General features: G+C 70.8%; 25 protein-coding genes and 2 pseudogenes. 7 read left to right on the top strand and 20 right to left on the bottom strand.

The window, feature by feature from the left end; genetic code table 11:
* Positions 1-10 precede the first annotated feature (10 nt).
* The 8 genes from ACIA5G_RS49765 to ACIA5G_RS49800 form a co-directional block, all read right to left on the bottom strand.
* The gene (locus ACIA5G_RS49765; protein WP_395936848.1) at positions 11-565 is read right to left on the bottom strand and encodes a vitamin K epoxide reductase family protein; all 555 of its coding nucleotides are present in this window, start codon (positions 563-565) and stop codon (positions 11-13) included.
* A complete protein-coding gene (locus tag ACIA5G_RS49770; RefSeq protein WP_395936850.1) occupies positions 562-1299 on the bottom strand; it encodes a DsbA family protein in 738 nt (245 codons plus the stop codon). The genes ACIA5G_RS49765 and ACIA5G_RS49770 overlap by 4 nt, the downstream gene beginning before the upstream one ends.
* Positions 1299-3533 (bottom strand): heavy metal translocating P-type ATPase, encoded by a 2235-nt coding sequence (locus ACIA5G_RS49775; protein ID WP_395936852.1) that lies wholly within the window; start codon positions 3531-3533, stop codon positions 1299-1301. Before ACIA5G_RS49775 ends, ACIA5G_RS49770 begins: the two co-directional genes overlap by 1 nt.
* A gap of 166 nt (positions 3534-3699) precedes the next feature.
* Complete coding sequence (locus ACIA5G_RS49780) at positions 3700-5610, bottom strand: cytochrome c oxidase assembly protein (RefSeq protein WP_395936854.1); 1911 nt, start codon at positions 5608-5610, stop codon at positions 3700-3702.
* A 76-nt stretch (positions 5611-5686) separates the two neighbouring features.
* Positions 5687-6301, bottom strand: a complete 615-nt coding sequence (locus tag ACIA5G_RS49785) for a DUF5134 domain-containing protein (protein ID WP_395936856.1) — start codon at positions 6299-6301, stop codon at positions 5687-5689.
* Complete coding sequence (locus ACIA5G_RS49790; protein ID WP_395936858.1) at positions 6298-7641, bottom strand: PepSY-associated TM helix domain-containing protein; 1344 nt, start codon at positions 7639-7641, stop codon at positions 6298-6300. The genes ACIA5G_RS49785 and ACIA5G_RS49790 overlap by 4 nt, the downstream gene beginning before the upstream one ends.
* A gap of 257 nt (positions 7642-7898) precedes the next feature.
* A complete protein-coding gene (locus ACIA5G_RS49795; RefSeq protein ID WP_395936860.1) occupies positions 7899-8123 on the bottom strand; it encodes a hypothetical protein in 225 nt (74 codons plus the stop codon).
* Positions 8124-8195: 72 nt separating this feature from the next.
* Positions 8196-8930: a zf-HC2 domain-containing protein gene (locus ACIA5G_RS49800; protein ID WP_395936862.1), complete on the bottom strand. Its 735-nt coding sequence runs from the start codon at positions 8928-8930 to the stop codon at positions 8196-8198.
* Positions 8931-8992: 62 nt separating this feature from the next.
* On the opposite strand from ACIA5G_RS49800, the gene ACIA5G_RS49805 reads away from it, so the two are divergent.
* Complete coding sequence (locus tag ACIA5G_RS49805; protein ID WP_395936864.1) at positions 8993-9559, top strand: sigma-70 family RNA polymerase sigma factor; 567 nt, start codon at positions 8993-8995, stop codon at positions 9557-9559.
* Between the two features lie 105 nt (positions 9560-9664).
* Here the strand turns inward: ACIA5G_RS49805 and ACIA5G_RS49810 are convergent, their stop codons facing one another.
* Positions 9665-10081, bottom strand: coding sequence for a zf-HC2 domain-containing protein (locus ACIA5G_RS49810; RefSeq protein WP_395936866.1), 417 nt, complete (start codon positions 10079-10081; stop codon positions 9665-9667).
* Between the two features lie 220 nt (positions 10082-10301).
* Here ACIA5G_RS49810 and ACIA5G_RS49815 point away from each other — a divergent pair, with 220 nt between their 5' ends.
* On the top strand, positions 10302-10868 hold the full coding sequence (locus tag ACIA5G_RS49815) for a sigma-70 family RNA polymerase sigma factor (protein ID WP_395936868.1): 567 nt from the start codon (positions 10302-10304) through the stop codon (positions 10866-10868).
* A 73-nt stretch (positions 10869-10941) separates the two neighbouring features.
* Positions 10942-11973 (top strand): TSUP family transporter, encoded by a 1032-nt coding sequence (locus ACIA5G_RS49820; RefSeq protein WP_395936870.1) that lies wholly within the window; start codon positions 10942-10944, stop codon positions 11971-11973.
* Here the strand turns inward: ACIA5G_RS49820 and ACIA5G_RS49825 are convergent.
* Positions 11955-12521: a sigma-70 family RNA polymerase sigma factor gene (locus ACIA5G_RS49825; RefSeq protein ID WP_395936872.1), complete on the bottom strand. Its 567-nt coding sequence runs from the start codon at positions 12519-12521 to the stop codon at positions 11955-11957. The two genes, ACIA5G_RS49820 and ACIA5G_RS49825, sit on opposite strands and share 19 nt — an antisense overlap.
* Positions 12522-12660: 139 nt before the next feature.
* Between ACIA5G_RS49825 and ACIA5G_RS49830 the strand changes: the two genes are divergently transcribed.
* From ACIA5G_RS49830 to ACIA5G_RS49840, 3 genes are read left to right on the top strand one after another with little or no spacing between them, the layout of a single operon-like run.
* Complete coding sequence (locus ACIA5G_RS49830; protein ID WP_395936874.1) at positions 12661-12867, top strand: heavy-metal-associated domain-containing protein; 207 nt, start codon at positions 12661-12663, stop codon at positions 12865-12867.
* Positions 12864-15119 (top strand): heavy metal translocating P-type ATPase, encoded by a 2256-nt coding sequence (locus tag ACIA5G_RS49835; RefSeq protein ID WP_395936876.1) that lies wholly within the window; start codon positions 12864-12866, stop codon positions 15117-15119. Before ACIA5G_RS49830 ends, ACIA5G_RS49835 begins: the two co-directional genes overlap by 4 nt.
* 34 nt (positions 15120-15153) lie before the next feature.
* On the top strand, positions 15154-15753 hold the full coding sequence (locus ACIA5G_RS49840; RefSeq protein ID WP_395936878.1) for a DJ-1/PfpI family protein: 600 nt from the start codon (positions 15154-15156) through the stop codon (positions 15751-15753).
* Position 15754: 1 nt separating this feature from the next.
* Here the strand turns inward: ACIA5G_RS49840 and ACIA5G_RS49845 are convergent, their stop codons facing one another.
* The 6 genes and pseudogenes from ACIA5G_RS49845 to ACIA5G_RS49870 all read right to left on the bottom strand — a co-directional run.
* Entirely contained in the window at positions 15755-16525 is a 771-nt protein-coding gene (locus ACIA5G_RS49845; RefSeq protein ID WP_395936880.1) for an ABC transporter ATP-binding protein, read from the bottom strand.
* Complete coding sequence (locus ACIA5G_RS49850) at positions 16522-17580, bottom strand: FecCD family ABC transporter permease (protein WP_395936882.1); 1059 nt, start codon at positions 17578-17580, stop codon at positions 16522-16524. Before ACIA5G_RS49850 ends, ACIA5G_RS49845 begins: the two co-directional genes overlap by 4 nt.
* Positions 17577-18578 (bottom strand): ABC transporter substrate-binding protein, encoded by a 1002-nt coding sequence (locus ACIA5G_RS49855; protein WP_395936884.1) that lies wholly within the window; start codon positions 18576-18578, stop codon positions 17577-17579. Before ACIA5G_RS49855 ends, ACIA5G_RS49850 begins: the two co-directional genes overlap by 4 nt.
* 351 nt (positions 18579-18929) lie before the next feature.
* Complete coding sequence (locus ACIA5G_RS49860) at positions 18930-19241, bottom strand: hypothetical protein (RefSeq protein ID WP_395936886.1); 312 nt, start codon at positions 19239-19241, stop codon at positions 18930-18932.
* Positions 19242-19349: 108 nt separating this feature from the next.
* On the bottom strand, positions 19350-19922 hold the full coding sequence (locus tag ACIA5G_RS49865; protein WP_395936888.1) for a copper resistance protein CopC: 573 nt from the start codon (positions 19920-19922) through the stop codon (positions 19350-19352).
* A 649-nt stretch (positions 19923-20571) separates the two neighbouring features.
* Positions 20572-20748: pseudogene (locus ACIA5G_RS49870) on the bottom strand (group 1 truncated hemoglobin); the annotation flags it as partial.
* Between the two features lie 237 nt (positions 20749-20985).
* On the opposite strand from ACIA5G_RS49870, the gene ACIA5G_RS49875 reads away from it, so the two are divergent.
* Positions 20986-21153: a hypothetical protein gene (locus tag ACIA5G_RS49875; RefSeq protein WP_395936890.1), complete on the top strand. Its 168-nt coding sequence runs from the start codon at positions 20986-20988 to the stop codon at positions 21151-21153.
* Here the strand turns inward: ACIA5G_RS49875 and ACIA5G_RS49880 are convergent.
* The 4 genes and pseudogenes from ACIA5G_RS49880 to ACIA5G_RS49895 form a co-directional block, all read right to left on the bottom strand.
* Entirely contained in the window at positions 21141-21842 is a 702-nt protein-coding gene (locus tag ACIA5G_RS49880; protein WP_395936892.1) for a hypothetical protein, read from the bottom strand. The two genes, ACIA5G_RS49875 and ACIA5G_RS49880, sit on opposite strands and share 13 nt — an antisense overlap.
* A gap of 430 nt (positions 21843-22272) precedes the next feature.
* Positions 22273-22623, bottom strand: a complete 351-nt coding sequence (locus ACIA5G_RS49885; protein ID WP_395936894.1) for a hypothetical protein — start codon at positions 22621-22623, stop codon at positions 22273-22275.
* A 9-nt stretch (positions 22624-22632) separates the two neighbouring features.
* A pseudogene (locus tag ACIA5G_RS49890) lies at positions 22633-22890 on the bottom strand (integrase); the annotation flags it as partial.
* A gap of 295 nt (positions 22891-23185) precedes the next feature.
* Positions 23186-24433, bottom strand: a complete 1248-nt coding sequence (locus tag ACIA5G_RS49895; protein ID WP_395936896.1) for an MFS transporter — start codon at positions 24431-24433, stop codon at positions 23186-23188.
* Positions 24434-24505 lie beyond the last annotated feature (72 nt).

Here is a 24505-nt window from a genome sequence, read left to right on the forward strand (position 1 = left end):
CCTGCGGCGTTCAGACCAGCGTGCGCCAGTAGCTCCAGAACTGCTGCAGGATCAGCGCCACGATCACGACGTACCAGAGTGCCAGGATTCCACTGTGGAACCTCCGGAGCGCGACACCGATCCGGGAGGTCCGGAGGTTGTGCAGCGTGGTGTACCAGAAGATCGCGATCGTGACGACCCACACGACCATGCAGTACGGGCACAGCGCGTGGATCCGGTACAAGCTGGCGAAGATCAGCCAGTGCACGAACACGATCCCGAACGTCGCCCCCAGCTGCATGCCGAACCAGATCCAGCGCGGCGGCTCGTACCCGGTCAGCAGCACCACGCCGAAGGTGACCACGACCGCGAACGCCGCCACCCCGATGATCGGATTGGGGAACCCGAAAGCCGCTGCCTGCGGGCTGTCCATCACCGACCCGCACGACAGGACCGGGTTGATCGAACAACTCGGGACGTAGGACGGGTCCTTCAGCCGCTCGATCTTCTCCAACGTCAACGTCACGGCAGCGATCAGGCCGAGCGCACCGCCGACGGTGTAGAGCCACCCCAGGGCCCGGTTCACGCCTTCAGCGCCTTGTCGATCTCGCCCCGCAACTGCTGGGCGATGTCCGGGTAGGTCTGGCCGGTCGGCTTGAACTGATTACCGTTGACGAAGATCGTCGGGGTACCCGAGACACCGGCCTTCTCCCCGTCGGCCTTGCCCTGGTCGATCCGCTGCTGCACGGCCGGCGACGCAAGGTCGGCGCGGAACTTCGCCAGGTCGAGCCCGATTTCGGTCGCGTAGCTCTCGAACTTCGCCTGGGCGCGGGCGGTGTCGTCGCTGACGTTCTGGCCATCGGCCGCCAGCGCCCAGGCCGGGTAGTCGCCGTAGAGCTTGTCGAACATCGGCTGGTACTTGCCCTGCAGCGACGCCGCCTCGGCGGCCTTCGCCGCCGGGACCGCCAGCGGGTGCATCGGGAGCGGGAAGTTGCGGGTGACGAAGGTGATCTTGCCCGCGTAGTCCTTTTCCAGGGTGTGGGTCACGTTCTGGTAGTACGCCTCACAGACCGGGCACTGGTAGTCCAGGAACTCGACCACCGTCACGGCGGTGGACGACGACGTCGTCAGTGTGTTGCTGTCCGGGTGGCGCAGCACGTCCGCGGCAATCGCGCCTTGCGGCGCCGAAGAGTCGCTGCGGTTGAACACCAGCACACCGCCGATCACGACCACCGCGAGGGCGAGGACAGCGATCGTCGTCCAGGCGTTGGCCGACAGTCCCTTCTTCGCGGTGACCACGTTGGACTTCTTCTTCGCCATCAGTCGTGCCTCTCCTTGTCTCCGGAACCGTCGAACGACCGCAGCCGCAGGCTGTTGGACACCACCAGCACCGAGGACAGCGACATCGCCGCCCCCGCGATGAGGGGATTGAGCAGCCCGAGCGCCGCGAGCGGCAGGGCGGCCACGTTGTACCCGAACGCCCATGCGAGGTTGCCGCGGATGATCCGCAGCGTCCGGTCGGCGAGCCGGATCGCGTCCGGCACCACCCGCAGGTCCTCGCGCACCAGCACGACGTCCGCCGAGCGCAGCGCGATGTCGCTGCCGTGCGCCATCGCCATCCCGAGGTCGGCGGTGGCCAGCGCCGGGCCGTCGTTGATCCCGTCCCCCACCATCGCCACCCGGGAGCCGGTCGCGCGCAGCTCTTCGATCGCGCGGGCCTTGTCCGCGGGCAGCACCCCGGCCCGCACCTCGTCGACGCCGATCTCGGCGGCGACCGCGTTCGCCGCGACCTCGTGGTCCCCGGTGAGCAGGACGGTTCGCAGCCCTTGAGCACGCAACGCGGCGACCGCGGCCGTGGCGGAGGGTTTGACGACGTCACTGACCTCGATCAGTCCGATGGGTTCGCCGTCGACGGCGACGAGGACCGGCACGGCCACGCCGACGGGAACGTCGAACGCCGGGGTGATGCCCCGTTCGGAGAACAACCGGGGGCTCCCGACGAGAACCGAATGACCGTCCACAGTGGCTTCGGCACCCAGGCCGGGCAACGCGGTGAACGCGTCGATCGCGGGCAGCTCGGGCAGTTCCGCGCGCGCGGCGGTCACGACGGCGGCGGCGATCGAGTGCTCGGAACCCGATTCGACGGCTCCGGCGAACCAGAGCAGGTCGCCCCGGGTGCGGCCGGGGGCCGGGTGGCAGGCGGTGACGGTCATCCGGCCGGTGGTCACGGTGCCGGTCTTGTCCAGCACGACGGTGTCGACCTTCCGGCTGGCTTCCAACGCGTCCGGCCCTTTGATGAGGATGCCCAGCTGGGCGCCCCGGCCGACGCCTGCCATCAGCGCGGTCGGCGTGGCCAGGCCCAGAGCGCACGGGCAGGCGATGATCAGCACCGACACCGCGGCGGTGAAAGCGTCCCGGACCGGGTTGCCGGTGAGCAGCCAGCCGCCAAGGGTGAGCAACGCCAGTACCAGCACGACCGGGACAAACACCGCGCAGATCCGGTCGACCAGCCGCTGCACCGACGCCTTGCGGGCCTGCGCCTGCTCGGCGAGTGCGGTCATCTGAGCGAGCTGGGTGTGCGTGCCGACCGCGGTGGCCCGGACAACCAGGCGTCCTTCGCGGTTGACCGAGGCGCCGATCACCCGGTCGCCCGCGGTGACCTCGGCGGGTACCGGCTCGCCGGTGACCGCGCTGACATCCACAGTAGACCGTCCATTATCGACGGTGCCGTCGGCGGCGAACGCTTCGCCAGGCTTGACGACGAAGAGATCTCCGACCCGCAGCTCCCCCACTGGCACCATCGACTCGACGCCGCCGCGCAGGACGCGCACGTCTTTGACGGCGAGCGCGTCGAGTGCCGCCAGCAGCCCGGCGGCGTTGCGCCGGGACCGGCTCTCGAAGTAACGCCCGGCCAGCAGGAACGTGGTCACCCCGGCGGCGACGTCCAGGTAGATCGCGTCCGCGCCGGCCGCGGTCGGCCCGAACCCGACCCAGTAGCCCGGCTCGTGGCCGCCGAAGAGCGTCGCCCAGGCCGACCACGCGAACGACGCCAGTACCCCGAGCGACACCAGGGTGTCCATACTGGACGATCGGTGCCGCAGGTTGCGCAGCGTGGCCCGGTGGAACGGCAGAGCAGCCCAGAACACGACCGGCACGGCCAGCGCGAGACAGAGCCACTGCCAGCCGGGGAACCGCAGCGACGGCACCAGGGCGAGGGTGATCGACAGGTCGCACAGCGGCACGGCCAGCACGGCGGCGACGATCAGCCGACGGCGCAGGTCGCGCACCCGCTTCTCCGTCAGGTCTTCGTCGTCCTCACCACGGACGTGAGCGCCGTACCCGGCCTTGCGGATGCGCCCGAGGAGGACCTCGTCGCCGAGGTCGGCGGGAACCTGGACGGTCGCGCGCTCGGTGGCGTAGTTGACCGACGCGCGGACGCCGTCGAGCTTGTTGAGCGTGCGTTCGACCCGCGCCGAGCAGGCGGCGCAGGTCATTCCGGTCACGGCCAGGTCGACCGTGCGGACGTCCCCGGTGACCGGGGCTGCGGTTGTCATGCGAGTTCTCCGTGGGTGGGCCTGGTGCCTGGGCTGGTGATGGGCCGGGCGGCCACCGGAGTCGCGATCACGAGGTTACGACGTCCGGGAACTTCGCCCGCAGTCGGGCCGACTACTGGACTGGTGATGGACCGGAAAGCACCGGAGAAGGGAGTTCGCAAGCCAGTCAGCCCCGTCGTGCCGCGAGTTCGGCGAGCATGGCGTTGTAGGCGTCGAGGTCGGCGTCCCCGCTGCGGTCGGCTCGCTTGGCGCGGCGTTCGTCGTCGCGCGCCCACTGCACCAGCAGCGCCACGACCAGGACCACCATCGGGATTTCCCCGCTGGCCCAGGCGATGCCGCCGCCGAGCCGCTGGTCGGCCAGCAGGTCACCGGCCCACGGCAGGGCGAGGTAGTGGTAGTAGGTGTAGGCGATCACGGTCTGCTTGCTCATCAGGATCACGCCGAAGAACGCGTGGAACGGCATCACCGCGAACAACATCCCCAGCCGCGCCAGGTGCGGGAGCTGCCGCGGTGTCCGGTCCGCGCCGACGAGAACCCAGGCGAACAGGTAGCCCGTCACCAGGAAGTGCACCTTCATCAGCTGGTGCGCCCAGTGGTAGAGCATCGCCTGGCCGAACAGGTCCGAGAAGTACAGCGCGTAGAACGATCCGGCGAACAGGATCGCCGCCGTCGCGGGGTGGGCGAAGAACCGCGTCACAGGCGCGTGCAGCAGGGACGCGACCCATTCGCGGGCCCCGGGAACGTCGCCGCGAGCGGGCAGCGCACGCAGGGCGAGGGTGACCGGGCCGCCGAGCACCAGCAGGACCGGCGCGAACATGTTCAACGCCATGTGCGTGACCATGTGCAGGCTGAACGTCCCCGGCGAATACACCCCGAGCCCGGATGAGGTGACGACCAGGACGATCGCCCAGCCCGCCAGCCAGGCCACCGTCCGGCCGGGCGGCCAATGATCGCCGCGACGCCGAAGCCGGCGGACCCCGAGCAGGTAGGCCGTCACGGCGAGGAGCGCGATCGGGGCGAACAGCAGGTCCGGCCGCCAGTCCCCGACCAGCCGGGCAATCGTTTGCGGCGCGTCCAGGCCGTACCCGAGCACGGTCTCCTGCACGGTAGCCGGGTGGTGGACGAAGGACGGCGGGACCAGGAAGGTCAGCGCTGCCGACCCGCCGGTGCCCAGCGCGAGCAGCACCAGTTCCGCCACGGCGAACCGCACGCCGGACTGCCGCCGGCGCCACGCGGCGATCCCGAGCCCGGTGAGCAGCAGCACCGCGGTCTCGATCCCGAGCACGAGCCCGTAGCGGCTGAGCAGGCCGTCCGGCCGGGCGAGCACGAACCCCGCCACGGCGCCCGACAGCGCCGTCACCACGAAGCACGTCAGCGAGAGCCGGTGGTAACGGCGCAAGACCAGCGCGTCGGCCCCGCGCCGCAGGCGGGCGAGCAACGCCACCAGCGCACCCAGCCACGCGCTCGCCGCCGGGACGTGCCAGAACATCGCGTTGGTCGCCAGGTCGTGCCCGGCACCGACCGAGACGTGCCCGACCGACACCAGGGGCAGCAGCCCGACTCCCGCGGCGGCCGCCGCCGCGACGACCGTGCGCCACGCCATCGCGGGCCACGCGAACGCCGTCGCCACCCCCGCCGCGACCGCGACGCACAGCCAGGCCTTGGGTTCCTCGGTCGCGCTCAGGGTCGGCAGGAACACCTCGGGCCGCAGCACGCGCGCGACCGGCAGGCCCGACGCGACCGCCGCCGAAAACGGCACCGCCACGACCGCGGTGGCCAGCCAGCACGCCGCGCAGCCGGCGGCGAACCGGCTCGCCGCGAACGCGTCGGCCGAGAGGGCGCCGTCCCGCTTGCCGGGGGCGACGAACGCGGCGAACACCAGGCCGCCGAAGCACCCGGCGGCCGCCGCGTCCGCCACGAACCGGACGACCGCGAACCCGTAGGTCGTCCACGGCCCCGGATCGGCGTTGCCCAAGGGTGCGTACACGTCGCCCGCGGTCGCGACGACGAGCAGCATGAGCGCGAGCCCGGCCACCACCGCCGTCACGACCAGGAGGCGTAATCGGGACGTCTTCACCCCCCAGCCGTCGGACCGGAGGCCGCCCGAGTTCCCGGGAGTGAGCCAGCCCACACGTCCATTGAGGACCGTTGTATCAGGCCATGGTCAGCAGCATCAGGCCCATCCCCAGCGCCATCACCCCGTCCGTGCCGCTGCCGAGGCTGCGCAACGGCGGCCGGGATGCCCTGGCCTCGTCGATCGCCCGGGCCAGGAACACCAGTCCGGCCACGACGAAAACGACCACGAGGACCAGTGCGACCGTCGTGACGTCCGCGGGTGTGCTCCCGGCGGCGCCGGACATCGGCATCGCCATCCCGGGGTGTCCCGGCATGTCCATCGTGGCGCCCGGTCCGGTCATGCCGCCCATGGCGCGCGGCATCACGAACACCATCCACGCCATCGCGGCCATCATCACCACGTGGTAGACCGCCACCCGGCGCCCGCCGTGGTCGGCGTGGGAGGCGCCGGTGACCGCGACACCGACGAACCAGACGGCGGCCACGGCGAAGAACACCGTCTGCGGCCAGCGCGCGACGCTCATCGTCGCCGGCCAGGCCATCGCCACCATCGCCCCGCACATCACCACGTGCAGCACATCGCCGGTCCGCTCCGCGGCGGTCCCCTGGCGCAGGCAGCGGTAGGCGCAGAACGCGCCGGTCAGCACGAACACCGCGGTCACGATCCACCGCAGCCCGTCGGCCGTGATCATGCGGCCACCTTCCGCCGCCGCGCCTCGAGCAGGCCGTCCACGATCAAGAAGCCCAGCAGGGACAACCCGAACAGCGGCAGGTAGTAGCCGACGACGGCGACCACGACCAGCACTGGGGCCAGCACCCGGCCCGGGATCTTCCGCCAGGTGCCCCGCAGCGGCGGGCGGCCCAGTCTGGCCTCGCCCCGGGTAGGCCGTCGCAGCCACCACATCCGGTAGCCCCAGCCGATCACCGCGATCAACGCGACCGCCAGCAGGGTCAGCACGATCTGGTTCCAGATCCCGAACAGGAAACCCATGTGGGCGTCGATTCCCCAGGTGCTCAGCTTGGCCGCGAGGTTGTAGTCGGCGAATCGCAGTGTGTCGGTGATCTTCCCGGTCGCGGGGTCGACCGCCATCGAATCGGCTTGCACGGGCCAGCTGCGCCCCATCTGCGCCACGACGTAGGCCTTGCCGGGCGCGGCCGGCGGCCGGACCTCGACCGGGCCGGTCAGTCCGGCTGCCAACGTCGCTTCGCGGGCGCCGTCGAAACCGATGTCCGGCCCAGTCGACGCGGGCACTGTGGACGTCACCGAGGGCGTGGTCCAGTCCAGCTGCGTGCGCAGTTCGGTGATGCTGTTCCCGGCGTACTGCGACCACGTCAGACCGGTGGCCGACAGGAAAAGCAGCCCGATCGCGAGGACCAGGCCGGTGCGGCCGTGCCAGCTCAGCACCTTGGCACGCGGGCTCGCTGCCGAGGTGCGCTTGCGGCGGTGACGGCCGAACCACAGCGCGAGACCGGCCAGCACGACGACCCACAGCCAGCTGGCCGCCAGCTCGCTGTACAACCGGCCGAAGTCGCCGAGGTGCAGGCTGCGGTGCAGGACGTCGATCCAGCCCCGCAGCGGCATCGCCTGGCCCGAGCCGTAGGTCTCCAGCTGACCCAGGACACCGCCGGTGTGCGGGTCGACGAACACCGTCCAGTGGAAGCTGGGTTCCAGGCCGGGCCGGTTGAAGATCACCTGCGTGCTGTCGGTGGGCGTCGGCCCGGGGCGCACGCCGGTCAGCGTGCCGTCCGGTACGAGCGCCTTCGCCGCGGCGGCCTGCTGGTCCAGCGGGATGGTCCCGGCCGCCGCCGGGACGTGCAGTTCGTGGTCGTAGACGGATTGCTCGACCTGCGGCGCCCAGACGTAGGCGAGCCCGGTGACCGCGGCCACCAGCAGGAACGGGCCGATGAAGACACCGGCGTAGAAGTGCAGGCGCAGCAGCAGCGGGCGGATCGCGGCCCACCCGGGGCGGGGCTCGGTGACCGGCTCGGCGACGCGCTCCGCCGCCGGCTCTTCGGTCTGGTCGATGGACATCGGGCTCCCTTCGTCCGCCCTCCTCTGCAGGAGTCGGGCCGCCGCGGGTTCTGGTTCCCGGCAATGCGGTGACCCGGCTCACTGCGTCCACTGAGGACAGACGGGAAGGTTCCCGGGAACTTTCCCCGGCGGGCAGCCGACCACTGGAACGCGGGGTCGACCCGGGCGGGGCCGGGGCCGTGTCCGGGCCCGCACCAGGGCCGGCGGCACCGCTGGGGGTTGTTCACTCCTGAGGCTCCCGGGCGCCGCCGGCCCACTCAGCCCGCCGGGGCCAGCACCTTGTCGAGGACGCCGGACTTCACGTCGGCGACGAGCACCGCCAGCTGGTCACGGCTCATCTCGATCCGCTGCCCGAAGTCGTCGGTGATCACCACTTCGCGTTCGGCCGGGGCGCCGTCGGCCAGGAACAGCTCGGGGCACCCGCAGTTGCACTGGCCGCAGAACGTCGCGACGTGCCGCAGCTCGGAATCACGTTCGGACATGGTCACCAGCTCCTTCTCGCTCGTTGCTCTCCTCCGGTAGTCGGCTGCCGGCGTGGTTCGGTTCCCGCGGGTTCAGGCCGCCCGGCGGCCGGTGGGCCGCTGGGGGAACCCACGGCGCTGCGGACGTCCCGGCGAAGGCGTCCCGGCGTCGGACGGCGCGGCTCCCAGGCCAGTCTCGTCCCCGGCGGGCACCCGATCGGCCAACGGCGGCGCAGGGTGCCGCGCGTGCTGCCGGCGGACCGCGAACAGCAACGCCACCCCGGCGACGACCAAGCCGTGCGAGGCCACCCGGTCGACCGCCACCTGCCCGGTGGACAGGTCGATCCCGGAAACGAGGCCGAGCACGAGAACGAACCCGCCGAGGGCGGGCAGCAGTCCGGCCGCCGCGGCCGGGCGCAGCGCGGCCCAGAGCAGTCCGATGCCGACCGCGACGTTCCACGCCGCGCTCTCGTTGCCGAGGTGCACCGCGGCGGCCAGGCTCCCGTGTGCGGCGTGGCCGACGTCGGCGCCCAGCAGCTCGGCCAGCCCGAGGCCGCTCTGCACGAGCGCCACCAGGCCGAGCGCCACGCGCAGCCGCCACTGCTGGGGGCGCGGGGCGGGCACCTCGGCCAGGATCCGCGCGGTGAGGTCCGGCACCCGGGGCGCTTCCCGGACCAGGGTCAGCCTGCGCAGGGCTGTCGCCCGCTCCTGCCAGGCCCGGCAGTCAGGGCAGCCGGCCAGGTGCCGGTCGAGCACGTCGTCGGCCACTTCCGGCTGCTCCCCGTCGACGCGGGCCGACAGGGATTCGCGCAAGTCAGAGCAGTTCACACCCCAATGGTCGGCCATGGGGCCGCCGGAGTTCCCGCCGGTGTCGGCTACCGTGTCGGATCGTGACCACCGGCAGGGACCGCGACGACCAGCGGCTCACCACGCTCGCGTTCGACGCCGCCCGCGGCGACCAGCGCGCTTTCGAGGTGTGGGTCCGCGACACCCAGGCCGACGTCTGGCGCTTCACCGCCCACCTGGCCGGCTCCGCGGTGGCCGACGACCTCACCCAGGAAACCTACGCCCGGGCGGTGACCGCACTGGCGCGGTTCGCGGGCCGCTCCTCGGCCCGGACCTGGCTGCTGTCCATCGCCCGCCGGGTGGTCGTCGACCACTTCCGCGCCCGGGCCGCCCGCCCCCAGGTCTCCGGACAGGACTGGGAAACGGCCGTCGAGAGCGAATCCCCTCGCCGCACCGGGGCCGGGTTCGAAGACGTCGTCGAGCTCGGCCTGCTCCTCGATCAGCTCGATCCCGAGCGCCGCGAAGCCATCACCCTCACCCAGATCCTCGGCTATTCCTACACCGAGGCCGCCGAGATCTGCGACTGTCCCCTCGGGACGGTCCGGTCCCGGGTCGCCCGCGCCCGCGAGGACCTCCTCGCCGCGCGCGACCACCGCGACGCCATCGGCTGACCGCGTCGGTCAGCCTTCACTGTCCCGGAATCACACCGGGTTCCTCGTCGGTAGCTTGGCGGCGAGAGCGTAGCACCGGCTTTCCCGGATCCACAGTGCCCGTTCTCACGCCACCGAAGCGTGGCATTCGCACGGTGCGCCGCTCTGACAGCCGCACCCGCACCCCGGGACGCATCCGCACCGGGCGGCGCCGACGCTCCAGACGATGGCGTGCACCGGCACGCAACACGGCCGCCGCCGACCGCACTCGTGGTCCCGTTCCGGCGGCACGACCGCGCTCGAAGCGACCGCCGGCCGGGCGGAAACCTGCGCGTCGAAGACGGCCATGAGGTCCGGAACGAAGTCGGGGCAGGACAAGGCGGGGCGCACGCGCAGCAGCCGGGTGAGCACGGTGATCCGCTCGGCCGCGGCCCGGCAGGCCGGGCAGCGCGCCAGGTGCCGCGCGGCGGCGGCCTCCTCGGCGGGCACGGCCTGCCCGTCGGCCATGGCCGAAAGCGCCTCGCGGCAACGCGGACAGTCCATACCGGATGAGTCGGCTGGGACGGCGAGCAAGTTCCCGGCTCCCTGGCAAACCACGCGCCATTCCTGAATCAAGGCCCCATAGGTAGTCGGTCGGCACGGTCACCCAGTTCCCGGGAACGGACACGAATGTGCTCCGGTTCCAGGAACTCGCGTCCAGAGCTGAGATCCGCCACCCGGCAGGCGGTCCCGCACTCACGGAGTGTCGGCTACGGTTCGGTTCGTGACCACCGGCCGCGACCGCGACGACCAGCGCCTCACCGCGCTCGCGCTCGATGCCGCCCACGGCGACCAAGGCGCCTTCGAAGCGTGGGTCTGCGAAACCCAAGCCGACGTCTGGCGGTTCGTCGCGCACCTCACCGACACCACGGCCGCCGACGACCTCACCCAAGAAACCTACGTCCGCGCGGTCACCGCGCTCCCCCGCTTCGCCGGCCGCTCGTCGGCCCGCACCTGGTTGCTGGCCATCGCCCGCAACACCGTCGTCGACCACTTCCGTGCGAGCTCGGTCCGGCCCCGAACCTCCGGCCAGGACTGGGAAACCGCCGCCGAAGCGAAGTCCGCCCGCCGCGGCGTGTCCGGGTTCGAAGACCTCGTCGAAGCCGGACTGCTGCTCGACGATCTCGATCCGCGCCGCCGCGAGGCTGTCGTCCTCACTCAGATCCTCGGCTACTCCTACGCCGAGGCCGCCGAAATCTGTGACTGTCCGATCGGGACGGTCCGGTCCCGGGTCGCCCGCGCCCGGGAAGACCTGCTCTCCGCACGGGACGAGCAGGGTACCGCCGGCTGATCACCTTCTCGCGCGCTGCGCTCTTCCGGGGAAGCGATTGATTTTCTTGACGGCGCACCGGGATGGTGAGCACATGACGCTCCTCGAACTCGACGAGCCCACCGCCCCGCTCCGGTCGACGCGCTCCGTGGTGCGGGTCCAGCTCACCCTGGCTGCGACGGTCTGGGCCGGCTGGCTCCTGCTCGGCGGCGCGCAAGCCTTCGACGCGCTGCGCCGCCAGTGGGCCATCGGGGTGACGATGGTCTTCGGTTCCCTGGTCGGCGGCGGCACGAGCGAAGGCGGCGGCGCGGTCGCGTTCCCGGTCTTCACGAAGATCCTGCACGTCCCCGCCACCGACGCGCGGATCTTCACCTACGCCATCCAGAGCGTCGGGATGACCGCGGCCAGTCTGGTGATCCTCTGGATGCGCGTCCCCGTCGAGCGCCGCGTGCTGCGCCTGGGCATCCCGGCCGGCGTCGCCGGGGCGCTCCTCGCGACCACGGTGCTCGCGCCGCTGCTGTCCCTGCCCCAGATCCGCACCTACTTCACCGTCCTGCTCACCAGTCTCGCGCTCGCGCTGCTGGTGATGCAGCGCCGCGGCGGCCACGCCCGCAACGCGTTCATCCCGGTGGCCGGCAAGCTCGAGTCGGGTGTTGTCGTCGCGGCCGGGTTCGCCGGCGGAGTCGTGAGCGGGCTGGTCGGGGTCGGCGAGAACACCGTGATGTTCATCGTGCTCGTCCTGCTGTTCCGCGTGTCGGAGAAGGTCGCCACCCCGACCACGGTGATCCTGATGACGGCCGTCTCGCTGGCCGCGTTCGCCTCGCACGTGTTCCTGGTCCGCGACTTCACCGGCCCGGTCGTGGACTACTGGCTGGCCGCCGCGCCGATCGTGGTCGTCGGCGCTCCGGTGGGGGCGGTGATCTGCGCCCGGCTCACCCGCACGGCGATCCGCCGCATCCTGCTCGCGCTGATCGCCGTGGAGTTCCTCAGCACGCTCGTGCTGGTCCCGATGAGCACCACGACCCGGCTCACCGCGGCCGCGGTCCTGGTGCTCGTCACGATCGGCTGCTGTCTCTTGACGAGCGTGCGGCGCTACGCACCGCTGCGTCACACCACGAGCCGGTAGCGCGCCGAGCGTCCGGCCCACGCGGTGAGCAGGTCCTCGCGTGCCCGGGCGACCCGAGACCGGATCGTGCCGACCGGGCAGTCGCACACGGCGGCGGCGTCTGCATAGGACAGTCCGAGGGTCTGGGTGAGCACGAACGCCGACCGCCGGTCGTCGTCGAGCGCGGCGACCAGCTCGTCGAGCACCACCTGCTCGTCCAGGCGTTCCGGGCCGGCCACGTGCTCGGCGGCCGCCTGCCAGTCGGCTCCCGTCGTGCGGGGCCGGGTCTGCGCCGCGCGGATGTGATCGGCGACGACCCGGCGGGCGATGGCCAGCACCCAGGTACGGGCCGACGATTCGCCCTTGAACCCCGGAAGCGCCCCCAGCACGCGCAGAAAGGTCTCCTGGGTCAGATCGTCTGCCGTCCGCGGGCTGTCCAGAGCCGCGACGAAACGCCAGACATGGGGCTGGGTGGCGAGCAGGAACCGGTCCAGGGCGGCTCGGTCGCCGCGCCCGGCGAGCAGTGCCCAGCAGGTCACTTCGGGGTCTTCCGCGCGTTGTGCGGTCACACCCCGTACTACGCATCCCGGGCACGACCGGTTGAAAACGATCTTGGAAAAGTCGCGGGAACCAAACGCACGCGACCGTCGACCTTGTCACAGCGAGGGCACTGCCTCGTCACGAACAAGCCACGAAAGGCGGCGTGCGATGATCCAGACCCAGTACCAGGTCACCGGCATGACCTGCGGACACTGCGCCAGCTCGGTCCGCGAAGAACTCGGCGAACTCCCCGGGGTGCGGCAGATCGACGTCGACGTCCCGACCGGTGCCGTCCAGGTGGGCAGCGACACCGCGCTCGACCCGGCGCAGGTCGCCGAGGCGATCCGCACCGCCGGTTACCAGCTCGTCCGATGACCACCACGAGCCACCGCGCGACCCGAGCCCCGGGCCGGGAGGTCGAGCTGCTCATCGGCGGCATGACCTGCGGATCGTGCGCCGCGCGGATCGAACGCAAGCTCAACCGCCTCGACGGCGTCCGAGCCGGGGTCAACTACGCGACCACCAAAGCCCTCGTCCACGTGCCGCCCACGCTGACCGTCGACGACGTCGTACGGGCCGTCCAGGCGGCCGGCTACACGGCCACCCGCCCGGAAGACCGGCCGGTCGAGGAAGGACCGGACGCGCTGCGCCGGCGCCTGCGGATCTCCGCCGTGCTCGCGGTTCCGGTCATCCTGTTCGCGATGGTGCCGCCGCTGCAGGTGCCAGGCTGGCAGTGGCTCTCCCTCGCCCTGGCCACCCCGGTGGTCACCTGGGGCGCCTGGCCGCTGCACCGGGCGGCACTGGCCAACCTCCGGCACCGCACCGCGACCATGGACACCCTCGTGTCGATCGGCGTCACGGCCGCCTACTTGTGGTCGCTCTACGCGCTGGTGCTCGGCGGCGCCGGGGCGATCGGCATGCGCCACGAGTTCGAGTTCACGCTCTCGGCCGGCCAGGGCGACGGCATCTACCTCGAGGTCGCCACCGGCGTGACGCTGTTCATCCTCGCCGGCCGGTTCTTCGAGGCCCGGTCACGCCGCCGGGCCGGAGCCGCCTTGCGCGCGTTGCTCGACCTGGGTGCCAAGGACGTCGCGGTCCTGCGCGACGGCCGCGAAGAGCGGGTGCCGATCGAGCAGCTGCGGGCCGGGGACCTGTTCGTCGTCCGCCCCGGCGAGAAGGTCGCGACCGACGGCATCGTCGTCGACGGCGCGTCCGCGGTGGACCTGAGCCTGGTCACCGGCGAGGCCGTGCCGGTCGAGGTCGCCGCCGGCGCCGAGGTCGTCGGCGCGACCGTGAACCTCAGCGGGCGTCTGCTGGTCCGCGCCACCCGGGTGGGTCCGGAAACCCGGCTCGCGCGCATCGCCGCGATGGTCGAACGCGCCCAGAACGGCAAAGCCCAGGTCCAGCGGCTCGCCGACCGGGTGTCCGCGGTGTTCGTGCCGATCGTCATCGGGCTCTCCCTGGCCACCCTCGGGTGCTGGCTCGTCACCGGTTCCGGCACCGACGAAGCGTTCACTGCCGCCGTCGCGGTCCTGATCATCGCCTGCCCGTGCGCGCTCGGCCTCGCCACGCCCACCGCGTTGCTCGTCGGCACCGGCCGCGGTGCGCAGCTCGGCGTCCTGGTCAAGGGCCCGGAAATGCTGGAATCCACCCGCCGCGTCGACACCGTCGTGCTCGACAAGACCGGCACCATCACCACCGGCAAGATGACCCTCACCGCCGTCCGGACCGTGGACGACGTTCCGGCCGACGCCGCCTTGCAGCTGGCCGCCGCGCTGGAAAGCGCGTCCGAACACCCGATCGCGGCCGCCGTCACCGACGCCGCGCGCCGCCGCTTCGGCCGGATCGGGCAGGTGCACGAGTTCCGGACCATCGCCGGGTTCGGTGTCCTCGGCCGGGTCGGTCAGCACCGCGTCGTCGTCGGCCGCCCGGAGCTGCTGCAACGGTTCTCGATCGGGGTGCCCAGTGTGTTGGCTCGGGCGAAGGAGAAGGCCGAGCTAGCCGGCAACACCGCGGTCGTGCTGGCGTGGGACGGCTTCGCCCGCGCCGTGCTCGTCGTCGCCGACACCGTCAAGCCGACGTCCGCGCCCGCGGTGTTCCAGCTGCGCCGCCTCGGCCTGAACCCGGTGCTGCTCACCGGTGACAACCAGGCCGTGGCCCGGGCCATCGCCCAGGAGGCGGGCATCACCGACGTGGTCGCCGAGGTCTCTCCCGAGGAAAAGGTCGCGGTGATCGAAGATCTCCAGGCCCAAGGCCGGGTGGTGGCGATGATCGGCGACGGCGTCAACGACGCCGCCGCACTCGCCGCTGCCGACCTCGGGCTGGCCATCGGCACCGGCACCGACGCCGCCATCGAAGCCGCCGACCTCACCCTGGTGCGCGGGGACCTCCTGGCCGCCGTCGACGCGATCCGGCTCTCGCGCCGGACTCTCGGCACGATCAAGGCCAACCTGTTCTGGGCACTGGCCTACAACGTCGCCGCGCTGCCGCTCGCGGCCGCCGGCCTGCTGAACCCGATGATCGCCGGCGCGGCGATGGCGTTGTCGAGCTGCCTGGTCGTGTCCAACAGCTTGCGGTTGACCCGCTTCCGCGGCACCACGGCCCGGGAGGCGCTCCCGCAACACTGACCTCCTCGGGCGCTCACGAGGATAGGCTCCGATCATGGGAAAACAGCGCGTCAGCGTCATCCTCTTCGACGGTTTCCAGCTGCTGGACGTGTTCGGCCCGGTCGACCTGCTGAGCTGCCTGCCGGACCTGTTCGAGATCCGGTTCCTCGGACCGGAGAACGCTCCGGTGGCCAGCTCACCCGGGTTCGCGGTCTCGGTGACCGACCGCCGCGACGCACCCCCGGATCCCGACATCGTCCTGGTCCCCGGTGGCCTCGGTACCCGGACGCTGGTGCAGGACGAGCCGTTTCTCGCCTGGCTGGCCGACTACGCGAGCCGGGCGTCGCTCATCACCTCCGTGTGCACGGGCTCGGCGGTGCTCGCGGCCGCGGGCCTGCTCGATGGCTACCGCGCAACCTCCAACAAGCGCGCGTTCGACTGGGTCACCACCCACGGGAAAAGCGTCGACTGGATCCGGCAGGCCCGATGGGTCGAGGACCGCAACCGCTGGACCTCCTCCGGCGTGGCCGCGGGCATCGACATGACCGCGGCGCTCATCCGGCACCTCCACGGCGCCGAGGTCGCGAAGAAGGCCAGCGACTTCCTCGAGCTCGAGGTGCACCCTGATCCGGCGTGGGATCCCTTCGCGCGGTAGGTCAGCCGCGAAGCTCCCGCAGCAGCACGCGAGGCCGCCCGTCCACCGGATCGGGCACGACACTGCCGTCCACTTCGAAAACCTCGCGGAAGACGGCCGGGGTGAGCACTTCGGCGGGCGGTCCGGCCGCGGCGATCGTGCCCGCCTTGAGAGCCACGATCGTCGTGGCGTGGCGGGCCGCAAGATCGAGCGTGTGCAGCGCGGCGACCACCGTGATCCCGAGCGACGCGACCAGGTTCAGCGCGGAGATCTGGTGCGCCGGGTCGAGGTGGTTGGTCGGCTCGTCCAGCACCAGCACCGCCGGCTGCTGCGCGAGCGCCCGGGCCAGCAGCACTCGCTGACGTTCCCCACCGGACAATGTGGACAGTGGGCGATCGGCGAGCTCGTGCGCACCGGTCCGCGCAAGTGCTTCCGCCACGACCTCCTCATCGGACGCGCTGAGCCGGTCGAACGCGCCGAGGTGCGGGTACCGGCCCAGCCGGACCGCCTCACGTGCCGTGAAGTCGTAGCCGCCCGCCTGGTCCTGGCCCAGCACCCCGACCCGCCGGGCCACCTCGCGGTGCCGGCCTGCCCAGACGTCCTCGTCGCCGAGCCGCACCACACCCGCACGTGGCCGCAACGCGCGGTAAACAGTCTTGAGCAAGGTGGACTTCCCGCTGCCGTTCGGCCCGACCACCGCGACGAACTCACCCGGCGCGATCGTCAGCGTCACGTCGCGGACCGCCGGGACCTCGGTGTAACCGGCGGTGACACCGTCGAAGACGAGTTTCACGACAGGCCCACCGTTCCCGCCGCGCTGCGACGCAGCACCACCAGGAACAACGGCACGCCGATCGCCGCGGTGAGGATGCCGATCGGCAGCTCGGTCGGCGCCAGCACCAGCCGGGCGGCGGTATCGGCCCAGACGATCACCAGCGCGCCGAGCAACGCCGTGACCGGCAGCGCGCGGCGGTGATCGGCCCCGACGAGCAACCGGGTCAGGTTCGGCACGATCAGCCCGATGAACCCGATGCTGCCCGACACCGCCACGACGGTCCCGGTCAGCAACGCGACGATCACCAGCAGCACCGCCCGGGCGCGGGCCGCGTCGAGGCCGAGCGACGCGGCGCCGTCGTCGCCGAGCACCAGCAGGTTCAGCCGGCCCGCCCCCGACGCCGACACCACGACCAGCACCAGGACGACCCCCGAGCAGGTCAGCGCGAGCGGCCACTGCGCGCCGGCGAGGCTGCCGAGGATCCAGAACAAGATCTGCTGCTGCGCACCGACGTCGTGCGTACGCAGCAGCAGGAACGAGATCACCCCGGCCAGCAGCTGCCCGACCGCGATCCCGGTCATCACCATCCGCCCGGCCTGGATCCGCCCGGCGGTACGGGAAAACCCGAACACCACCAGCGCCGTGACGATCGCGCCGCCGAACGCGGCCAGCGGCAGGGTGAGCAGGCCGGCGACGCCGGCGCCGAGCGTCGTCAAGACGAGCACGGCGCCGACGCCCGCCCCCGACGTGAGCCCGAGGATGAAGGGTTCACCGAGGGGATTGCGGACCATCGCCTGGGTCAGGAGCCCGGCGACGGCCAGTCCCGCGCCGACGAACACCCCCTGCAGGACGCGCGGCACGCGCAAGTCCCACACGATGAAGTCGAACGGCCCGGGTGTCCCGCGCCCGGCGAGGTGCGCGCCCACGACGGACGTCACCTCACCGGGCGAGATGGCCACCGGCCCGAGGCCGACGGCGACCAGCGCCGAGACCACCAGCGCGGCGGCGAGCACGACCAGGACCACCGCGATCGGGACCCCGCCGAGCACGCCGCTCCCGCGGCGTTCGGTCACTTGTTCAGCGCCTCGGCGATCTTCGCGACCGCGTCGCCGTTGAGCACGCTCGGTGAGAGCAGGATGCTCTGCGGCACCACGGCGAAGCGGTTCTCCTTCACCGCCGTCGTCCCGGCGAGCACCGGGCTGCGGCGAATGGAGTTCAACAGGTCCTCGTCGCTGCCCGGGGCGAATCCGGAGATCACGACGATCGCCTGCGGGTCGCGTTTGACGACCTCCTCGGCACTGAGGCTCGCGAAGTCCTGCATCGCGTCCTCGGCGATGTTCTTGCCGCCCGCGACGGTGATGACGCCGTTGGCGAGCCCGGTGCCGCCCTGGGCCATCACCGGCTGCCCGGCCGCGGGCGGGGTCGACAGTGCGAGGACCCTCTTGCCCGAGCTGCTCTTGGCCTTGTCGATCGAAGCCGTGAGCTGCGAAACCATTTCGGCGCCACGCTGCTCGACGCCGAACACCTTGGCCACCTGCGTGATGAACGTCGTCGTCGCGGCCAGGTCCTTGACCGCGGCGCCCTTCGCGGTGTCGCACGCGACCAGGGACTTCGCGCCGGCCTTGGCGAGCTGATCGACGCTGGGGGTGCCGTCGAACCCGCCGAAGCTGTAGCTGGAAATGCCGACCACGAGGTCCGGCTTGGCCGCGATCACGGCTTCGGCGTTGCCCTGGCCGGGGTCGATCACCTTGATCTTGGCGAGTTTCGCCGCTTCGTCGCCGGTGAAAGCCTTGAAGAAGTCCGGCGCGGCCGTGCCGACGATCTTGTCGTCGACGCCGAGGCGCTCGAGGATCGCGGCGGCACCACCGTCCATCGTGACCACCCGCTGCGGCGGCGCGGACAACTGCGGAGGTTCGGGACAACCGGGTGCCTGCGGGTGCCCGCCCATCGACATCGAGCTGGGTGGCGCCGACGAGGGTGCCGCGGCGGGCGTGGTCGGGTCGGCGCTGCCGCAGGCCGTCAGTCCGAAAAGGACGGTCACCGTTGCGGCCGTCCAGCGCAGTGCTCTCACCGTGTCTCCCTCGGCGTCATCGACGTGTTCAAGAGCAGTGGTCGCACGAAAGGGTGACTCAGTTCCCGCGCGTCTTCGAAAGTGCTCGGTGAGTCACTTCACAGCAGGGGCAACGGAACTCACTCGATGCAGTGGCCGACTTCTGCTTCCGAGCCGCTGTTCCAGGCCGCTCTGGGAGGACTTCCGTCATGTCGTCACACTCTCGCCCGCCCGACGAGGACTGCTGGTCGCGGCCGCCGGGCTTGTGTCGTTCGTCGCCATGCTCGACATGAACATCGTCAACGTCGGCCTGGCCGACATCGCCCGTGCCTTCGGGATTTCCCGGGTGCCGCGCAGTGGACCGCGCTGGGGCTACCAGCTGCCGGTGGTCGCGCTGCTGCTGCCGGCCGGGCGGTGGCTCGACCGGGTCGGGCTGCGGCCCGCGCTCCTCACGATCTTGTCCTTCAGGCCCAGCCGCAGCAGGAACTCCAGGACGCTGGTCGTCACGGCCGCGACGCGGGTGGGCGCGGCGGTGAACGTCGACTTCGTGCCGGTGCAGTCGGTCACCGTGCGGGTGCCGTAGCCGGTGTCCGCGCCCGCGTTCGAGCTGCTCGTGCCACTCGGCCCGCCGCAGCCGGCCAGCACGACGACTGCTGCGGCGACCGCCGCGAACCGCCTCTTCACCAGGGAACTCCTCTGTGCCTCGGCCGCTCCGGCGACGGCTCACGGAGGAGTAGTCGGACGCGAACCCGATTCAGTTCCTGGCGAATCTCGCGAATCCGACGTACTGGTCTACTGCCGGGTCCGCCGCATCCGCAGCGCCACGACCACCGCGGCGGCCACCACGACCACGGCGATCAGGATCCACACCCACGCGGGAACGCCACCGCTACTGTCGCTCGAGGCGGCCGCGCTCGGCGTGGCCGACGTCGCCGGGGTCGGCACGGCTGCCGACGACGTGTTCGCGGCGGCGCTGGACGTGGTCGGCGGCGACGCGGGAGCGGTCAGCGTGAAGTGCACGGCGGCGGTCACCTTGTCGCCGTCATCGGAAACGACCTTGTAGGTGAGGGTGTAGGCACCCGCCGATCCTGACGGAGTCACCGCGGCGCTGATCGTCGCGTCGACGACCGTCGGTGCGGCGACGGTCCACTTGGCGCCGTCGGGCCCGGTCACCGAAATCGGGTCCGGCTGCAAGGTGACGGGTTCTTCGAAGGTGAGCTCCACCTTGCTAGGCGCGGCGGCCAGGCTGGCGCCTTCCGCGGGCGAGCTCGACGTCAGCTCGGCGTGGGCGGACGCCGGACCGGCGAAGGCCAGCACGCCGGCCAAGGCGAGCACTGAAGCGGTCAAGAGCCGTGCGATCTTCATGCGGTTCCTCGATCCCGGTAGCCGGAAAGAGCCCGGAGGCACACGATTGGTCGTTCGGGCGAGGGAAAAAGTTCCCGGGAGCTCCCGTGGCCGCGTCGCATCCGCCGGAAGCTCCGTCAGCTGACGACTCGGGATTGAGAAAAAGCAGGCCAGACATGAGGAGTCCATCCGCCCGGCAGTGATCGGGCCGGACGAGCCTCACGCGTAGCCCTCCGGCGTCTTCGCCGGGCCGGCGTAGTGGACCGGGTGGTTCTTCAGGTAGTCCTGACGCACATCTTAGAACGATCGTGGTCATCCCGGCACGGAGATGACGGCGGCGGCACAGGACTCGGGGCTGGCGATCATCCGTGCCGCTGTCGAAGCCCGCTGCGGAATGTGTCCGTTATCAGCTCTCCCGGGGGCCGGCGCTACCTTCACGTTGAGCATCCCGGACGAGGTTCCTGACATCCACGCCGCGCCGGGGCGAGCGTGCACACAACGCAGCCGAAGCCGAACACGACTCAAGGGCCAGCAGGAACCCCCAGCAGAACAGCGCCGCCGTTTCTCCCCGTTCTGGAGCAGCCAGATCCCGTTGAGGACGTGCGCCGAGGAGCAGGTGCCGGCCGGCCGCCGGTGCCCGCCGGTCGTGCAGCCCGGCGACACCCGTTCCTCACGCGGGCGAAATGATGTCCGCGGACAAGGGCGCCATGGCGCCGATGACCGTCTCCGCTGTCTCCTCGGGCACGCCGGCGACGAGCAGCGAGTCCGTGAAGTACTTCGCCACGAGGTCGAAGTGGTACTGGAGGATGCCGCGGCTGCGGTGGACGTCCTTCATGGACCGGCCGTGGTACTCGTCGGGATCGGCGGTGGATCGCCCTCAGCCGGGCGCCCGTCCACGACGTCTCGTCGAGCGCCGAGAAAGAGCGGCTCCTCGGCAGGCGGTTCGTCATTCCCTGCGTGCGGCCGCACCGAAGTGACCGGGTACGGCGGGGCGGCGTGCCGGTCGGTTGCCCTCCGCTAACCCGTCACCCACCAGCCGGAAACCCGGCAGGCCGCGAGATCCGCGCGCAGGCATGATGGCGCCATGCCGCACCGTGTCCTGCTCGCCGACGACGACCGCGCCATCCGGGAATCGCTCGCGCGGGCCCTCGATCTCGAGGGCTACCACGTCACCGAGGTCACCGACGGCGTCTCCGCGCTGGCCACGGCCTCGAACTCGGTTGAGCACGACTTGTCGACTCAGCCTGCATGACCACCGGCCATTGCCGCCTTCATCTCGGATCGCACAGTCGCACACAGCTTCCTCGAAGCCGCTGAGCCGACACCGAGCTCACGTCGGAGAGTCTCCGCCGAGATCGGACGCCGATAAAGATTCCAATGCTCGCGGTTGAGAGTCCTAGCTCGTTCGAGCTTCGCGTCGGCGACTGCAGGTAACTTGTCGACCCACCTCTCCTGGTCAACCATGGCCAGGCGGTTCGGCTCCGCGGAAAATTCAAGCGCCGGGCTACCGCGATCTGCGCGCCGTTCCCCCGGGCTCTCGGCGGTCTGCAAAGTACGAAGCAATGCGGGCCCGACTTCAGCCCAGCCGATGAGCAGCAGCGGCCCGACCGCATCGAACCCAGCTTTACCCCACTGACCTGCACAAACTGGGTCTGCGACGTTCAGTAAAAGCGTCGCCGAGCTCGCCGCCATCAGCAGCCGGCGAGCCGACCGTAAGACCTCATCAGGTGCACCGGAGAGAGCCAGGTGCCGCGTCCCGACGAGCAGGCCCAGCACAGTCAGGTCAACAGCAGGCGCCACCAGCGGCGCCACGAACACCGGCACCTGCAGCTTCAAAGCCAGGTTCAGCACGTTCCCGAACCCGAACAGGAAGGTCAGCCCGATGACCAAGCCCATCGTGATCGTGACAAACCGAGCCGCTGCGTGCGAGTTGGCGCTCACGACGAGCGTCCGCTGAGGTCCGAAAGCTCGAAACATGCCTCAATGACCAACCGGCCGACGTAAAGACCCTGGTCAGGCCCGTTCCCATCCTTCGGCAATCCTGCCGAAGGCTCGAACCTGCGCATCGCGTTCACCGCACGCTCCCCCGCGTCCGGCGCTCCATCACCAACCGCACATCGACCCGGATCAGCAGCCCTTCGGGCAGGACGATTGGTGTGATTGCCGCCGGAATCTCACCGGGGGCACTTGTGACTACCTGCAGAAAACGGCCCCTGGACAGGGGCCGCACTTGTCTGGTCCGGCGGTGTCCGGGACTGTCCGGCCGTCTACGGCCCTCCACCCCCATGCGCCCCCAGCTTGCGGCCGTCAGCTCTCCGAGCCGAGGGCCCTTCTCGATGCGGTCGTGGGCGGCTGCGATCTCGCTATGCGGTCAAGACGGCAGGCCTAAGATCCCGTGCCGGCCCACTCGTGAAGCCACGATCTCAACGAAGTGCTGCAAGACGACGAACGGCAGCGTCTCCGCCCCGTCGAAGAAGACGTCCGCCGACTTCTCTTCTTCGGGCGCGTAGACAATCACCGTCGCGGCGGTCGGCCCTGGAGCCGGCGAAGCAGGCATAGAAGCTGAGCCCGGAACCGTACGCGCCTCACTGAGCTCGAAATAGGTGGTCCGGTCCTCGCCTTGGCCGGTCTCGATGGTTGAAGTGCAGTACAAGCAGCCATCGAATTCCCAAGTCACCAGAGACATGGTGGGAATGCTGTCATGTCTGCGTCCGCCGATCATCCCAGTTCCTCAGCCCTCCCAGCCGAGCGCCTTCTCGTTGCGGTCGTGAGCGGCCGACTCCAGGCCGGCGATGACCTTGGCGTAGATCTGGTGCAGCACCGCGACCGAATGGCCGGCCCACTCCGCGCACTGCGTGGACGGCACCCCAGCGGCCAGCCAGGTCGACACACAGGCGTGCCGGAGGTCGTACGGCCGCTTCGCCAACGGCGAGGCGTACTCGTCCTCTGAAAGCGCCCCTTTCCGTGCCCTGTCCCATACCCGGCCGACGTGCCGGCCGAAGCCACAGCATCGTCACCTCCACGACCGCAAGGTTCGCCCCCCACTGGCCCCGCTTGCGCCCAGTTCGATGATCGACGCAGGCCAGAGGCAACTGCGCGAATCCGTTCAGAACCCGTCCAGTGTGAGTTCGAATCTCACCGGGGGCACTCGCAGCAACCACACCAGCCTCGACCTGCGGCCTGGCCGTCCGAACGACTTCCGCGTCCGCTGCGGCTGTGGCCACCTCCTCGATTCTGTCGCCCTGTCGGCCGGCCGGGTCGCGGCGTCCGCAATCGGTCCGGTGTCAGCGGAGTTCCACGGATGTCGATACCGGCCCCTGCGGGTGCCGGACCGCTCGGGAAAAGATCGGCACTGTGGCAATGAGGGCGAACATCATGCCGCCCACCACCATGGCTTGAGTTTCGCCGAACGCGCCGGCGAGGGGGGCGACACTGAGCTGGCCGATGGGGATCGCGGCGTACGAGACGAGGTCGTCGTACGCGGCGATTCTCGAAAGCATCTTGTTCGGCACGTGATCCTGCAACGACGTTTCCCACGTGATCGCCATGATGCCGAGGCCGACGCCTGCGACAAACGCGACACCTGTCAGCAACGCCGCATTGCCGTGCAGGCCGAGGACGATCATGGGGAGCGCGCCCGTGGCGTAGCACAGCAGGCCCGCAGAGAGGGACCGCGCTCGTTTGACCCGGTACATCGCCGCAGTCGCCACCAGCATGCCCGCGGCTCGCGCGCTGAGCACGACTCCCCAGAACACTGCGCCGACGGACGTACTGGCTATCGTCGGTCCGAGCACGCTCCAGACACCGACGTAAATGCAGTTGGTGGCCGCGAAGGCCAGCACGACCACGCAAACCCACGTCATCGAACGGAATGCGGTCCAGCCGTCGCGCAGTTCACGGAAAAACGCCTGCGAACTCTTCGTGACCTGCTCCGGCATGCGCACCTTGGCCAGGCAGAACGCCGCGATCAGGTAGCTGACGGCGTCGATGCCCATCGCCCAGCCCCCGCCGAAGGCGACCACGACCCCGCCCGCCACTGACGGCCCGACTATCGAAACCAGGTTCTTCGACGATCCCAGCAGCGAATTGGCCCGCTGCCGCTGGTCGGCGTCGACCAGCTGAGGGACGATTCCCCGCAATGCGGGCGAGGTGAACGCCGTCAGCGTGCCGTTCACGAACTCCAAGGCGACGATCGCGCCGAGGTGGAAGTTCCCGGAGATGAAAAGGGTGGCGGCGAGGCCCTGCGACAACGCCGCACCGGAGTTGGACACCAGCAAGACCGTTCTGCGGGAGAAACGGTCCGCGACGACGCCGCCGACGAGCAGGAACAGCAGCATCGGCACGCTGCGCGCTGCCAGGATCAGGCCCAGCGCGCCCGCGCTGTGCGTCGCGTCCAGCACGGCGAAGGCGAGCGCCACCGGCGCCATGGAACTGCCCGCGAGCGAGACGACGCGCCCCAGGAAGAACCACCGGAATCCGGTGTTGTGCAGGGGGCCGGGTGTCGTCGAACGCTTCGGCTCGTCGTCGGTCACTTGCCTCGCGCTTTCGTCGGCATGGTCAGCACCTCGATCGGTTCGATGTCGGGGGCCGGCACGGAATTCAGG

This window comes from Amycolatopsis sp. NPDC051758 (genome assembly GCF_044453095.1).
Classification (GTDB): Bacteria; Actinomycetota; Actinomycetes; order Mycobacteriales; family Pseudonocardiaceae; genus Amycolatopsis.